The sequence below is a fragment of the Gordonia sp. LMA484 genome, from assembly GCF_058129505.1.
Map to the genome: position 1 here is coordinate 4,637,871 of NZ_CM176700.1, position 14,108 is coordinate 4,651,978.

A 14,108-nucleotide genomic window follows, 5' to 3' on the forward strand; every position below is an offset into this window, starting at 1 on the left:
CGCTGCGTGCAGTGAGGAGGTCATCGGGGATTCCCCTCACCCCTGAAGAGGGAGTGCGCAATGACGCGGACACGCTCTTACCTTGCGGCCCTGCGATTCCGGGGTGGTGTGGCCACCCTCGGCGTAGTGGTGACGTGCACCATGGTGGCGGCACTGACCACTACGATCGGAGCACCTCCCGCGGCCTCTGATCCACCCAACATGCTGCCCGTTCCGGCGCAGGTGCCGGCCGCCATCAACGACGCGTTCCCGGGAGCACCGGTCCCGCATCTGGAACGAATCCCGCTACGGGCGCAGGCACACGGATTCGACCACCGCATCCAGGAATTGCGAGAGGCCATTCTCCCGTCGCCGACCGGAGACCCCATGTTCGACCGCTGGCCCGATGACCTCGCGGCGCGCTCCCCGGGCCAGATCATCGCGACCCGCGACGTAACCGTCACGGCCGCACCAGTGGTGACCGCACCCATCCGCTACGCGCGGCTGATCAAGTTCCGCAGCACCGACGCCACCGGCAACCCGTCGTTCGGCACCGCGACCGTCCTGGTGAGCCGCACGACTTTCCGCGGCCCACGTCCCATCGTCGTCAACAATCTGCCCATCGATTCACTCGGCACCGCCTGCGATCCGGGTTTCACACTGGCACACGGTTTCTCGATCGCCACCAATATGACCGACCTGATCCCGCCGACCACTCAACTCGCGTTGACCCGTGGATACACGGTGTTGATCCCCGACCATCAGGGCCCTCGGATGGCCTACGCCGAGCCGGTGGTCGCCGGCCATGTCGTTCTCGATGCGATCCGAGCGTTGACGAACCTGGATCGAAAGTCGTTCGGGGCCTCGCGAATCGCCATGACCGGATACTCAGGTGGTGCCATCGCCACCAACGGCGCGACGAAGTTGTTGAGCAGTTACGCACCGGAACTGGCCGACCGTGTCGTCGGGGCCGCACTCGGCGGCGTACCGGCCGATTTCCGCATGCTGGTCGGCAGCATGAACGCGAATCTCGCCACCGGCCTGTTCCATGCGGCGACGTTCGGCATCGCCCGCGAACGACCCGAGATCCTCACGATGGCAAATCACTTCGGACAGTGGTTCGCCACCTCGCCGTTGAAGAACGTCTGCACCACGCCGACCGCACTGGCCGGCGCCACCTTCTGGCCGATGCAGTTGATGTCGAATGACCCTGACCCGTTTCACTCCCCCGTCGCCGAGCACATCTACCGGGTGACCACGATGGCCGATCTCCGGTCGGTGGTGCCGCTGTACATCTACCAAGGCACCCACGAGTGGTGGATCCCGGCCGCCGGCGCGCGAGAGCTGTACCGCCGGCAGTGCCGACTCGGCGGAAGCGCCGCATATCGCGAGGTGTTCGGTGAGCACCTGTCTGCCGACGTCCTTGGATACCCGGGGGCACTCGACTGGCTCGACCAGCGGCTACGCGGCATCCCGGCGCCCAACGAATGCCAATGAACCCCGCGCGGTTGACGTTAGACCAAACGTACTAATACATCTGACCCAGTCGGCACCCACGCGGCAGTTGTCTGTGCGCGCGCTTAGAATCCTTCGAGAAATGTTTGAGAAGTGAAAACTCGGACAACTGCTGTCGGATCGACGGCACGCGTCCGGAGACTCGCTACAGCACTGAGGAGTCACCGATGCCGGCGCGGCCGTCCAAGTCCGTCAGAACGATGCTGCGAACGTCGTTGATCGCGGTGTTGGCCGCCGCCACGACCATCGGGACCGGCACCGCCCTCGCCGAACCGCCGAATCTGAGGCCGGCCCCGGCACAGTTCCCCAACCAGGTCGATTCGATGGTGCCTCCGCCCCCGGTTCCCCAACTGAAGTCGATACCGGCTCGGGCGGTGACGCCAGGGGCATCGCGCGAGCTCCAGGAATTCCGTGAAGCGGTCATGCCGTCCCCCACCGGTGACTCCTTCTTCGATCACTGGCCGGCCGACCTGGCACAGCATCGACCCGGCGAGATCCTGCAGACCCGTGATGTCGCCCCGGTCGCGGCACCGCTGCTGGAGGTCAAGGTCGGCTACGCACGTCAGCTCAAGTTCGCGACCCGCGACGCAGCGGACCGCCCGATCTTCGGCACCGCCACCCTGTTCGTGCCCCCGACTCCGTGGAAGGGCCCCGGCGCCCGGCCGGTCATGGTGAACAACCCGCCGATCGTCGCGTTGGGCACCCGTTGCACCACCGGGTACACGCTCTCGCATGGCAAGAGCGGGGACACGAACAACACCGATCTGAACCCGCCGACCACCCAGGATTCGCTCGAAAAGGGTTATGCGGTGATCGTTCCGGACCACACCGGCCCGCGCATGGCCTACGCCGAGCCATACGTCGCCGCGCACGTCGTGCTCGACGCCGTCCGTGCTGCGGCCTCGTACGACAAGCGCAACTTCGGCCGCGGTCCGATCGGGATGCTCGGCTACTCCGGAGGCGCGATCGCCACCAACGCGACCACCAAGCTCGCGAGTTCGTACGCGCCCGACGTGGCCGGCCGATTCGTGGGCGCCGCGATCGGCGGCGTCCCCGCCGACTACCGGGTACTCGCGGCGAGCATGAACGCCAATCTCGCGACCGGTGTCTACCACGCGGCGATCCTGGGCATCGCCCGTGAGCGGCCGGAACTGCTTCCGATGGCCAACAACGTGGCGCGCTGGCTGGCGTCCAACGACTTCTTCAAGAATCTGTGTACCGGGACGATGGGTAACTTCGGCGCCACGTTCGTGCCGACCCAGGCGCTCTCCAACGACCCCGACCCTTACCATTCGCCGGTCGCGGAGAAGATCTTCGAGGTCACCAAGATGGCCGGGATGAAGTCGGCCATGCCGGAGTTCATCTACCACGGCGCCGAGGAGTGGTGGATTCCGGCGAGCCAGGCCCGCGATCTGTTCGATGAGCAATGCCGGCTCGGCACCGATGCCACCTACCGCGAGTACCCGGGCGAACACATGACGACCGTCTTCGTGGCGTTCCCCGACGCGATGAAGTGGCTCGAGGACCGCCTCGCCGGACACCCGGCGCAGAACGGATGCCCGGCGAAGTGATCCGACGGTGCGTCACGAAGGGGCCCTTCGTGACGGTCCTCCGCTAGCGCTCCGGACCTCCTCAGGGATCGGTGGGCAACGCACCGTCGCAAGCTCCGGACCTCCTCAGGGATCGGTGGGCAACGCACCGTCGCAAGCTCCGGGGCTCCTCAGGAAACGGTGGGCAACGCACCGTCGCAAATTCCGGGGCTCCTCAGCGAACGGGAAAGCACACGTCCCTGGCTCAAGAGTCGGCGACGTACATCGGAATCCGCCACCCGGTCCCTGAGGAGCCTCCGAGCCTGCGAGGATGCGTCACGAAGGGCACCCCGAGGCAGGTCAGTAGACCATGACGCGGACGCTCTCCGCGACGCAGGCGGGCTTGTCGACGCCCTCGATCTCGATGGTGTTCGTGACGACCATGCTGACGCCCGCCGGGGTCTCGTCGACGGACTTGATGACAGCGTTGGAACGGATCCGCGAGCCGACCTTGACCGGGTTGGGGAAGCGCACCTTGTTCTGCCCGTAGTTGATGACCAGCTTGGGGCCCTCGACGGTGAAGATGCCGCCTGCCAGAACCGGGAGAAGTGAGAGCGTCAGATATCCGTGGGCGATCGTCGCGCCGAACGGCCCGTCCTTCGCCCGTTCGGGATCGATGTGGATCCACTGGTGATCGCCGGTGGCATCCGCGAAGGCGTTGATCCGCTCCTGGTCGATCTCCATCCACTCACCGGAGCCCAGGTCCTCCCCGATGGCCGCCTTCATTTCCTCGACACTGGTGAACGTACGTGGTGTGGTGCTCGTCATAGTTCAGGTAGTCTACCGTGGCCTCATGAGCACTCCTCGAGTCACACCGGGCGGCTTCGGTGACCTCGGTCCGTTCAACTGGCTGTTCGCTCGCGCAGCCGCCCGCGTCATCGGGGTCGACGATGCACACATCTTCTCCACCCTGGGACGGGCGAGGGGCCTGTTCCGCGGATGGCTGCACTTCGGTGCGCGGCTGATGCCATTTGGTTCGTTGTCGCGCAAGGAAACCGAGATGATCATCGTCCGGGTGGCCCACCTGCGCGACTGCGCCTACGAACTCGATCATCACCGTCGACTGGGCGCGCGTGCCGGTATCACCGGGCAGATCTTCGACCGCGTACTGGAAGGCCCGGACGCGGGATGGGGCGACCGCGAACGATCCCTCCTGAATGCCGCGGATGAGTTGGTCGGCACCCGGGACATCACCGACGCGACATGGTCGGCGTTGCGGCGCCACCTCGACGACGCACGACTGGTCGAGTTCGTGCTCCTGGTCGGTCAATACGACATGCTGGCGACGACGATCGGCACATTGCGGGTCGAGCGCGACACCCGGGTCTGATCGAGGACACCGGGTTCTGGGGGGATCACTGTGAATTCGATAGCTCAGCGGATGATGCACAACGCGGTGTTCTCGCATGTGTACGAGGGCCTCTGGCGGCCGGTGTTCACCCGACTGTTCAGCCTGGGCGGCACGGGGACGGCGGACTTCGACCGGGCGTTGACCGCATACCTGTCGCGCCCGGGCGAAAGGTTGATGCTCGACGTCGCGTGCGGTCCAGGTAACTACACGCGACGATTCGCCGACGGCCTGACCGGTGACGGCCGGTGTATCGGAATCGACTACTCACCGGCGATGCTGTCAAAGGCCGCCGAGACGAACGCGACATCGCGGGCGATCTTCATCCGTGCGGACGCCCATGCGATCCCGTTCGCGGACAACGTCTTCGACGCCGTAACCTGCCTTGCCGCGTTGTACCTCATCCCTGACCCGCTGCCTGTGGTCGACGAGCTCGTGCGGGTGACCCGACCGGGCGGCGAGATCGCGATCTTCACGTCGGTCAGTACCGATCTCGCAGCGCTTCCCGGCGTACGCACCGTCGCCGAGTTGTCGGGCTATCACATCTTCGACAGGCACGAGATCATCGAGCGCCTTCGGGCCGCCGGGGCCGAACACGTCGAGCAGACGATCACCGGCCAGGGACAGTACCTGTTGGCAACCAAGACGGCCTGAGCACGGCTCAGATGTCCCGGTAGTCGCGGACCGACATCCGGTGGCCGTGACGCTCCGGACGGGCGCCGTGTAGCTCGATCATCCGGATGATTCTCTGCCGTTGTCCCGCATAGGGTTCGAGCAGTTCGAGCATGCCGTCGTCGTCGACGGGTTCGCCGATCAGGGTGAGGCCGACCAGTTTCGGGATGTGATAGTCGCCGACGTTGACGACGTCGGCGTCGCCGACGGCACGCGATCGGGTCTCCGCCTCGGTCCATCGGCCGACGCCGCGGAGCAGACGCAGGTGGTCGGGGTGGCGTTCCACCTCCATCGTCGCGGCGCCACGAATCGTACGCATCCGCACGGGTTCGATACCGGAGCGATGCCAGTCCCAACTCGGGATCCGCACCCACGCCGACTGCGGCGGTGGTACCCGCATGGTGTCCGGGACCGGACCGGGAGCCGGTTCACCGAAGCGTCGCAACAGATATCGCCATGCACGCCAGGCCTCCCGGCCGACGACCTTCTGTTCCAGGATGGCGGGCACCAGTGCTTCCCAGACGCGGTCGGTGCGGCCGATGCGGAGCCCGTCGGACCGACGCACGAGCGCTTCGACGACCGGATCACGCGGTCGGAGGGCCCCGGGATCGTCGGATGCACCGAGAAAGTCGGGCATCTGTTCCAGTAGCCACTCGCCACCCGGCCCCCACGCACGGGCGGCGATCGTCGTGCCGTCCGATCGGATGGTCAGGGTGCCCGGCCCGTCGGGGGTGTACACCGCGCGCCATACCGATCCGTCGCGCGCATACGTGAACGCCGGGTCCCCGGACCCCCGACGATGCAGCCCGACGGTCGCCCGGATATCGAGCAAAAAGCCGGGCGCCCACTCGCGGGCGAGCTCACCCATCCGATGCGCCCAGCACGGCGGTCGGAAGCTCACGCATGGGTGGGCCCCGGCACGGCAATCGGAAGCTCACGCACAGAACGCGCCCAGCACGGCGGTCGAGAGAACCCGAAATTTCGTCGAGAGAACCCAGCCCGCCCACGAAACAGATGCTCTCGACGGAAATCTGGGTTCTCTCGGCGAAATTTCGGGTTCTCTCGACGCGATTCGAAACTCGACACGATCCGAAACTTGCCGCCGTTCGAAACCCGCCGCGATTCGAAACTCGACACGATTCGAATCCCAACCCGGCTACACGAACCTACAAATTGATCATGTGCCCGATCGCGCCGTGGAAGGTCTCCTGCAGCGCCTCACTCAGCGTCGGGTGGGTGTGCACGTTACGAGCGAGCTCCTTGGCGGTCAGATCCCACTTGTGGGCCAGGGTCATCTCCGGGAGCATCTCCGAGACATTGTCGCCCACCAGGTGCCCGCCGAGCAGTTCGTCGGTGTCGGCGTTGGTCAGCAGCTTGGCGAAACCGGCCGTCTCGCCGAGGCCCTGGGCCTTGCCGTTGGCGCTGAACGGGAAGGTCGTCGCCTTCACGTTGTACCCCTCGTCCTTGGCCTGGGCCTCGGTGAGTCCGAACGACGCGACCTGCGGCTGGCAGAAGGTGGCGCGCGGCATGAATCGGTAGTCGCCGAGCGTCATGGTCTCGGCGCCGGCCATCGTCTCCGCCGCGACGACGCCCTGGGCCTCGGCGACGTGCGCGAGCATCAGCTTGGCGGTGACGTCGCCGATTGCGTAGATGCCGTCGACGTTGGTGCGCATGAAGTCGTCGATGTCGATGGCGCCCCGATCGGTCAGCTTGACACCGGTGTTCTCCAGGCCGAAGCCCTCGACACGCGGGGCGAAACCGACGGACATGAGGACCTTGTCGACGGTGATATCACCGTCGTTGTCCTTGGCGTCTTTGTAGCTGACGGTCACACTGTCGCCGTTGTCCTTGACGGACTGCACCTTGGTGGAGGTCAGCACCTTGACGCCGAGCTTCTTGTACTCCTTGGCGATGGCCTTGGACGCGTCGGCGTCTTCGTTGGGCAGCACCCGGTCGAGGAACTCGACGATGGTGACGTCGACGCCGTAGTTGGCGAGCACGTAGCCGAACTCCATACCGATGGCGCCGGCACCGACGATGACGATCGATTTCGGCAGCTCACGGGTCAGGATCTGGGTCTCGTAGGTGACCACGTTGTCCGACAGTTCGACGCCGGGCAGCAGCTTCACCGTCGAGCCGGTGTTGATGATGACGTTGTCGAAGGTGATCTCCCGATCTCCCACGACGATGGTCTTGGCGTCCTTGAACTTCCCGTACCCGTCGATCTCGGTGATCTTGTTCTTCTTCATCAGGAAGTGGACGCCCTTGACGATCCCCTCCGACACCTTGCGGCTGCGGTCGAACGCCGCGCCGAAGTCGAACGAGACGTCGCCGGACATGCCGAAGGTCTTCGCCTGATGGTTGAAGATGTGGGCCAACTCGGCGTTCCGCAGAAGCGCCTTGGATGGGATGCATCCAACGTTGAGACAGACGCCGCCCCAGTACTTCTCTTCGATGACGGCGGTTTTCATGCCCAGCTGGGCGGACCGGATCGCGGCCACATACCCACCTGGACCTGCACCCAGGACAACTGTTTGAAAGTGTTCAGACACGCCTGCCAGCCTACGTCGGACCATGTCGTGGCCGCAGGGCGTCCCCGTACCCGGGGGTAACTTTCCCGTTCCCGCGGGTCGATTCCGACAACCCTGATCGTGTCGGGTGGCGCGAATCGTCGACGACCCGCGCCACCCGACATGACCCGCGCTATCGCCGCCGACTCGCGGAATCGCCCAAGGACTCTCCTTCCGACTGATTTCCATCATTGATTGAATCAGTGATGGAACTGTGCTTGCATCGACGTCATGGCGCCCAAGACCCTCTCGCGCAGCGCGACGACGCGCACCGCCCTCCTCACCTCGGCGGAATCGCTGTTCCTCACCGACGGGTACGAGCAGGTCTCGGTGCGGGCCATCTGCGCGCACGCCCACGCGAACCCGGCGGCCGTCCACTACCACTTCGGGTCCAAGGACCGGCTCGCCGTCGAACTCCTCGAGGACCGTATGGCTCCGCACTGGGCCGATCCGCTGGACCGATTCGACCCGGACCGATCGACGGTCGCCGACCTCGTCGATGAGATCCTGCGCCCCGTCGTCGACATCGCGGCCCAGCCGGTGGGACGCCTGCACCTGCAACTGCTGGATCGATTCGTCCACACACATCCGCAGGCTTACTGGACGCAGCCGTGGTTCCAGCTCGACCGGTGGTCCGGCATGCTGTGTCGCCTCGTCGGCGGCATCTCCGACGTCGAGGCACGACGCCGCTGGGGACTGGCGTTCGGCCTGATCCTGGCGCAGTTCGGCGGTGACCATGCCCAGTCACCCGCCGCGATCGTCACACTCCGCGACTTCGTGGTCGCCGGTCTCTCCGCGTCCACCCGGCCCACCGCAACCGAGGAGCTCCCATGACCGCGCCCGATCCCGTCGGCCCCGACCCGTTCGCACCCGCCCGCCTGGGCCCACTGACTCTGCGCAACCGCCTGATCAAGTGCGCCACGTTCGAGGGCGCCACACCCGACGCGCTGGTCACCGACGACCTGATCGAGTTCCATCGGCAGGTCGCTGCCGGCGGGGTGGCGATGTCGACGGTCGCGTATTGCGCCGTCGCTCCCGAGGGTCGCACCGACCGTCATCAGATCTGGTTGCGCGATGAGGCGATGCCCGGCCTGCGCCGACTGACCGACGCCATCCATGCCGAGGGAGCGCTGGCCGCCGCGCAACTCGGGCACGCCGGCCCGGTCGCCAATTCGGTGTCGAATCGACGCAAGGCCCTCGGACCGTCGCGCATCCCGGCCCCGATGGGGATGTCGGTCACCCGCAAGCTCGATGCCGCCGGGATCACCGAGATGGTGGCCACCTTCCGCCGTGCCGCCCGGATCGCGGTCGACTCCGGTTTCGACGGCCTCGAGATCCACTGCGGCCACAATTATCTGATCAGCTGCTTCCTGTCGCCGATGCTCAATCATCGCCGGGATGGCTACGGCGGGTCGCTGGTGAACCGAGCACGCTTCGCCCGCGAGGTGATGGAGGCGGTGCGCGACGAGGTCGGCGATGAGGCCGCGGTGTGGGCCAAACTCAACATGTACGACGGCGTGGGCGCGCCTGGCCCCGGGCACAGCAGTCGATTCGGCGGGTTCAACATCGACGAGGCCTGCGCGGTGGCGCAACTGCTGGAGTCCGACGGCCATCTCGACGCGATCGAACCGACCGCGGGCAGTTCACTGCTCAACCCGATGTACCTCTTCCACGGAGATGCGCCGCGCGAGGAGTTCGCCGACGCCTTCAGCGGCGCGATGCGCCTGGGACTCAAGGCGATGGGTCCGATGTTCCTCAAGCACTACGACTACCACGATGCCTATCTGCTACCGCTGGCCCGACACTTGCGTGCGGCGGTCCGGATGCCGCTGATCCTGCTCGGCGGCATCACCGATCGCGCCTCGATCGAGACAGCGATGGCGGCGGGATTCGACTTCGTCGCAATGGGTCGTGCGCTGCTGCGTGAGCCAGATCTGCCGTTGCGTATCCAGGCCGATCCGACCACGACGTCCCGGTGTGTGCACTGCAACCTCTGTATGCCGACGATCTACTCGCGCACCCGATGCCCCATCCGCGAGGGTGAGGTCCCCGATCCGCTCGTGCGGGTCTGAGCAAACGGTCTGAGCCGCGTCAGCTCCCGCGGTTCTTCGGCGAGGGCGGAAACCAGGCCTGGTCACTCGGCACGTACTGCCGGAAGATGAGGCGGAACCGCCCGGGCGGCGCGGGCAGCCAGTTCGCGAACTGCCGTGGGTCACGCGGCGGCAACGCCGACAACACGATGTCCACCGAGCCGTCGCGGTTGCGGGTGAGTCCGGTCGCGTCGGGTCCCAGCGAGTAACGACCGATCAGATTGGGTACCAGGAAGTTCCCGTCGTCATACATCGTGATCGACCACCAGCCACCTTCCCGGCTGTTGACCGGAACCAGCGGCTGGGCAGCGCGGAGATGTATGACGTAGGTGCGTGAGCCGTCGAGTCTGCTGCCCGCGGTGTCCGTCGATGCCAGGAAATACCTCGATTCCGCCGCCTCGTTGGCGCCGAGTCCCCAGCGCGCCACCGCCGCCCTGGTGGCGTAATCGGTGCCGTAGTGCCCGGCGGTGGACACCGTGCTCCACGAACCACGGCGCACGAGATTCCGGGTGACCGCGACGTCGACCATGCGCTCTCCCACCGGAATGGCCGAACCCAGGACGCCGGCGTACCGCCCCCGGCTGGGCGCGGACCCGGGCGTCACGCCGACCGCCGCGAGTCCGGCCACCGCGGCCCGGTCGCGGGCAGGCGGCGGATCGGCAGCGATCACGTCCGCCAGTTCGTCGAAGAAGACCGACCCGTCGGCGGCGAGATTCTGTGGGGATCGACCGGTGCAGGTGGGCGTCCGCAGTCGCGGCGGCACCACGGCCGGCAGGCCGGTGCGTGCCCCGACGGTCAGCCGGATGCCGGCCTGCAGCTCACGAGCCGAAGGGCGCTGGTCTCCGGCGATGAGCACTCGCCCGAGCAGCCATACATCCCAGGTCGACGATTCCATCCGGCGTGAGTGTGCCGGAATCGGCCCGGTGTAGCCCGGCGGCACGACGGTCACCGCCGTGGCTCCCGACCCGGTGGTCCGCGCGCCGACGTTCCCGATGACGTCGGTGTACATGTCCAGGAACTGCAGCACGAGGTACCGTCCGCCGGTCGCCGGATGGCTCACGGTCACCGGGCCGTTGCGCAGATCGAGGAACGCCGTCGTGTACAGGGTGTCCGAGTTCGGCGCGACGACCGCACGGATCAGCGGGTTCGCCGCGATCGGGACGTTCGTCAACGCATTCGGCGCCCGTCGGCAGAGCAGCTGTGATCGGGTTCGGACCATCGCGACAGGCGCATACCCGTACACATAGCCGCGCGCGGCGGTCGCGACATCGGACCCCGGTGCCGTCGGCGCGGATCGGGCGGTCGGCGACATCAGCAGACCGGCGGCCAGAACGGCGATCAGGCCGAGGACCGCCACCGACAGTCGGCGACGACCCAGCCTTCCGAGCGGCGTGTACACCGTGAGCATGCGACGAGCGTAATCGGCGCCACGGCACAGGCTGCGACATCTGGGTGAGGATCTGATGACAGTCCGGTGCGCGGTGGACCTCGTCAGCCGGCTCGGGTGAACACCCCGTCGCTGCATTCGTCGTCGTAGTACTCGATGGTCATCCGCTGGCTCGTCGCCCCGGGTTCGAAGCTGACCTTCGAGATCGATCCGAGTTCGGCGTTCTCGTTGCGCAGCGTGAAAGTGAAGGTGTTGCCGTCCCAGGGGGTCAGTTCGTGGGTGGTCTTACCGTCGGGTCCCATCGCGAGGACGAGCTTTCCGTCCTGTTCCCGGACGACGGCGGGTCCGTAGAAGTCGTTGCGGTAGGTACCGACATACGACGACAGGGGCTGCGCGGCGGCCGCATTCGCGGGTGCCTGCTGTCCGACGAGACTCCCCGACGGCTGGTTCATCTCGTCGAACGCATGACCATAGAGCGCGCGCCAGTCATGGCGGACCTCGCCGAACTGGACCAGGTCGGCGAACTCACCCGTGAGCGCTTCCACCGCTCCGATCGGCGACGCGTTCGACAGTGCGACGATCGCGACATCGGCCGACGGGAGGACCAGGAAGTTCGTGGCGGCGCCCATCCCGAACGCACCGGAGTGGCTGTACTGGGTGCGACCACCCTCGGTGACCGAGGAGTTGAATCCGTAGCCATAGAAACCCGCGCGGGCGTCGGGGGACGCTGATGGCGACGAGATCATCTGAGGCGTCACCGCGGTCGTCAGCGCCTCCTCGCCGACGATCTGCTTGCCCTGATACTTGCCCTCGGCGAGCAGCATCGCCAGCCAGTGGGTCAGGTCGTCGACCGACGACGACACGCCACCCGCCGGGGCCTGCGCGTCGGGGTCGCGCTGTGCGGGAGTCTTGACCCAGTTGCCGTCGACCTTCACATGGCCGACGACCCGGTCGGACTGTGCTTCGAAATCACTGAAGCTGGAGCTGGTGTGGGTCATGCCGAGGGGTCCGTAGATCGTCTTCTCCGACAACGCACCCCAGTCGTCCCCTGCCTTACGTGCCACGGATTCCGCGGCCGCGGTGACACCGAAGTTGGTGTAGTTGTATGTGATCCGGAATGGGTCGAGCGGCACATAGCGCAGGCGGGCGAGAATCTGCTGCTGGTCGTAACCCATGTCCTCGAGCTTGTCCCCCGCATGATCGGGCAGACCTGAACGATGCGCGTACATGTCGCCGATCGTCACGTTCTGCGTGACATAGAGATCGGACAGGGCGAAGCCGGGCAGATTCGCCGCTACAGGCGTGTCCCAGTCGATGCCAGCGGGAACACCGTGTCGGCATCCACTTTTCGGTCGGTGCCCACCTCGTCGACGCCGAACCCCTTCGCGTACACGGTCTGATCGCCATGCACCACGGCCACCGCCATGCCGGGGATCTTGGTCGAGTCCATCAGCGATGCGACGAGATCGTCGAGTTGTCCGACCGCGTTGTCCACGGCGTTGTCCGGTAACGGATCAGCGACCGCGGCGTTCGGATTTCCGGGAGCCGATGACGACGGCGACGACGATGCCGACTCCGACGACCCCGAACCCGACGACCCGGTGTCACAGGCAGCGACGAGTCCGGCAACTGCGACCACCGCCACGCCCACGATGGCGACCGAGCGGCGATCCCGCCGGCCCGCCGACGATCGAACGACCATGAGCCCAACCTGCTTCCTCGAGGCATGCCATCAGCGGCAGGGACGGCACGACGTCCGACCGCGCCCAGAATATCTACGAACGCCCTGCGTGGTGGCACTTTCGCCGGACTCGGGCGGCGTCGTCCTCGGTCGGAGTCGGGTTTCGTCGTGTTACAGCGGTATTACTCAGAATCGGCCGAATGGGAACGTCAGGTTACGCTTTTGGAATCCCAAAACCGACCGATAATGTCGACATATTTTCTCTTATCTCCTTGTCTACCAATATCTTTCACTGATGCCATGCGCTTGAACAGATCGCGCACGAGATCAACCTTCAATCGGGGCCTGAGCTGGGCTTATGACGTTCCAAACGCCCCGTTGAGCTGCGGCGACACCAACGATTGACGCAGACGGCACGGCTCCCTAGTTTGATTTTGGGATCCCAAACAGGCGCGTCCCGAACCTCACGGAAAGTCACCAGGCGATGGCACAACATCACCACACAGGCTCAAAGCTGGAGATGGTGTCGGCGGACGAGTCCGCCGGACGGCCGCTGCGCGAGTCGATCAGGGATCAACTCCGCGAGCGCATCATCGACGGCACCTACCAGCCCGGTGACCGCATCGTGGAGCGTGACGTCGCCGCCGACTTCGGCGTCTCACGACTCCCCGTCCGCGAGGCCTTGCGCATGTTGAACACCGAGGGCTTCGTCGAGATGCTGGCCACCCGCGGTGTCATCGTCAAGAAGCTCTCGCGGCGCGACGTCCTGGAGTTGTTCGACGTCCGGGAAGCATTGGAGAGCCTGGTGTTCCGCAGGGCCGCCGAGCAGCTGACGAAGAAGGACGCGGCGCGCCTGGTCGCCCTGCGCAACCGTGCCCGCAAGGCCCTGGAGTCGGGGGACGGACCGGCACTCCACGAGTTCAACGAACAGTTTCACGACGCAGTGAACAGTCTGTCGCGCAACGATCTGCTCACCTCGATCCTCGAACCTCTCGAGGGGCGCCTGCACTGGATATTCCGCCAGAACAGCGAACCCGAACAGCTCTGGGCCGAGCACGAGGAACTGCTCGAGGCGATCATCGCCAAGGACGGCGAACAATCGGCCCGGCTCGCCGCCGAACATGTACGCGTCAATCGCCGCCGCGTACTCACGCACCTCTTTGGGGATCGCTCCAAAGACGCAGCCGTCGCAGGCTGATCTCGCTCGGTACCCGTCGCCGCGTACCGCTCTTCACTCCACCCGAACACCGCATGTGCCAGCATGCGGCCTCCTGCAA

At 66.0% G+C, this 14,108-nt stretch carries 11 protein-coding genes and 1 pseudogene; 7 read left to right on the top strand and 5 right to left on the bottom strand.

Annotated elements, in window-relative coordinates; all coding sequences use genetic code 11:
• The first annotated feature begins 60 nt into the window (after window positions 1–60).
• The gene (locus AC4AMJ_RS20600) at window positions 61–1,476 is read left to right on the top strand and encodes a lipase family protein (RefSeq protein ID WP_489914365.1); all 1,416 of its coding nucleotides are present in this window, start codon (window positions 61–63) and stop codon (window positions 1,474–1,476) included.
• A 185-nt stretch (window positions 1,477–1,661) separates the two neighbouring features.
• Entirely contained in the window at window positions 1,662–3,065 is a 1,404-nt protein-coding gene (locus AC4AMJ_RS20605; RefSeq protein ID WP_489914367.1) for a lipase family protein, read from the top strand.
• 318 nt (window positions 3,066–3,383) lie between these two features.
• Here the strand turns inward: AC4AMJ_RS20605 and AC4AMJ_RS20610 are convergent, their stop codons facing one another.
• A complete protein-coding gene (locus AC4AMJ_RS20610) occupies window positions 3,384–3,851 on the bottom strand; it encodes a MaoC family dehydratase (protein WP_489899286.1) in 468 nt (155 codons plus the stop codon).
• Window positions 3,852–3,876: 25 nt separating this feature from the next.
• Here AC4AMJ_RS20610 and AC4AMJ_RS20615 point away from each other — a divergent pair, with 25 nt between their 5' ends.
• A complete protein-coding gene (locus tag AC4AMJ_RS20615) occupies window positions 3,877–4,413 on the top strand; it encodes a carboxymuconolactone decarboxylase family protein (RefSeq protein WP_489914369.1) in 537 nt (178 codons plus the stop codon).
• Between the two features lie 30 nt (window positions 4,414–4,443).
• Window positions 4,444–5,085 (top strand): class I SAM-dependent methyltransferase, encoded by a 642-nt coding sequence (locus tag AC4AMJ_RS20620; RefSeq protein ID WP_489914371.1) that lies wholly within the window; start codon window positions 4,444–4,446, stop codon window positions 5,083–5,085.
• A gap of 7 nt (window positions 5,086–5,092) precedes the next feature.
• Here the strand turns inward: AC4AMJ_RS20620 and AC4AMJ_RS20625 are convergent, their stop codons facing one another.
• Window positions 5,093–5,971, bottom strand: a complete 879-nt coding sequence (locus AC4AMJ_RS20625) for a DNA-3-methyladenine glycosylase family protein (protein WP_489914373.1) — start codon at window positions 5,969–5,971, stop codon at window positions 5,093–5,095.
• 298 nt (window positions 5,972–6,269) lie between these two features.
• Window positions 6,270–7,655, bottom strand: a complete 1,386-nt coding sequence (gene lpdA / locus AC4AMJ_RS20630; RefSeq protein ID WP_489914375.1) for a dihydrolipoyl dehydrogenase — start codon at window positions 7,653–7,655, stop codon at window positions 6,270–6,272.
• 249 nt (window positions 7,656–7,904) lie between these two features.
• On the opposite strand from lpdA, the gene AC4AMJ_RS20635 reads away from it, so the two are divergent.
• Window positions 7,905–8,507, top strand: coding sequence for a TetR/AcrR family transcriptional regulator (locus AC4AMJ_RS20635; RefSeq protein WP_489914377.1), 603 nt, complete (start codon window positions 7,905–7,907; stop codon window positions 8,505–8,507).
• Window positions 8,504–9,745 carry an oxidoreductase gene (locus AC4AMJ_RS20640; RefSeq protein WP_489914379.1) on the top strand — a complete coding sequence of 414 codons (1,242 nt, stop codon included), beginning with the start codon at window positions 8,504–8,506 and terminating at the stop codon, window positions 9,743–9,745. Before AC4AMJ_RS20635 ends, AC4AMJ_RS20640 begins: the two co-directional genes overlap by 4 nt.
• Before the next feature lie 19 nt (window positions 9,746–9,764).
• Here AC4AMJ_RS20640 and AC4AMJ_RS20645 read toward each other — a convergent pair whose 3' ends face one another.
• Together AC4AMJ_RS20645 and AC4AMJ_RS20650 are read right to left on the bottom strand one after the other, a co-directional pair.
• A complete protein-coding gene (locus AC4AMJ_RS20645) occupies window positions 9,765–11,171 on the bottom strand; it encodes a DUF1254 domain-containing protein (RefSeq protein WP_489914381.1) in 1,407 nt (468 codons plus the stop codon).
• An 83-nt stretch (window positions 11,172–11,254) separates the two neighbouring features.
• A pseudogene (locus AC4AMJ_RS20650) lies at window positions 11,255–12,852 on the bottom strand (serine hydrolase).
• Between the two features lie 463 nt (window positions 12,853–13,315).
• Between AC4AMJ_RS20650 and AC4AMJ_RS20655 the strand changes: the two are divergent.
• Window positions 13,316–14,029: a GntR family transcriptional regulator gene (locus AC4AMJ_RS20655; RefSeq protein ID WP_489899277.1), complete on the top strand. Its 714-nt coding sequence runs from the start codon at window positions 13,316–13,318 to the stop codon at window positions 14,027–14,029.
• The last annotated feature ends 79 nt before the right edge of the window (window positions 14,030–14,108 follow it).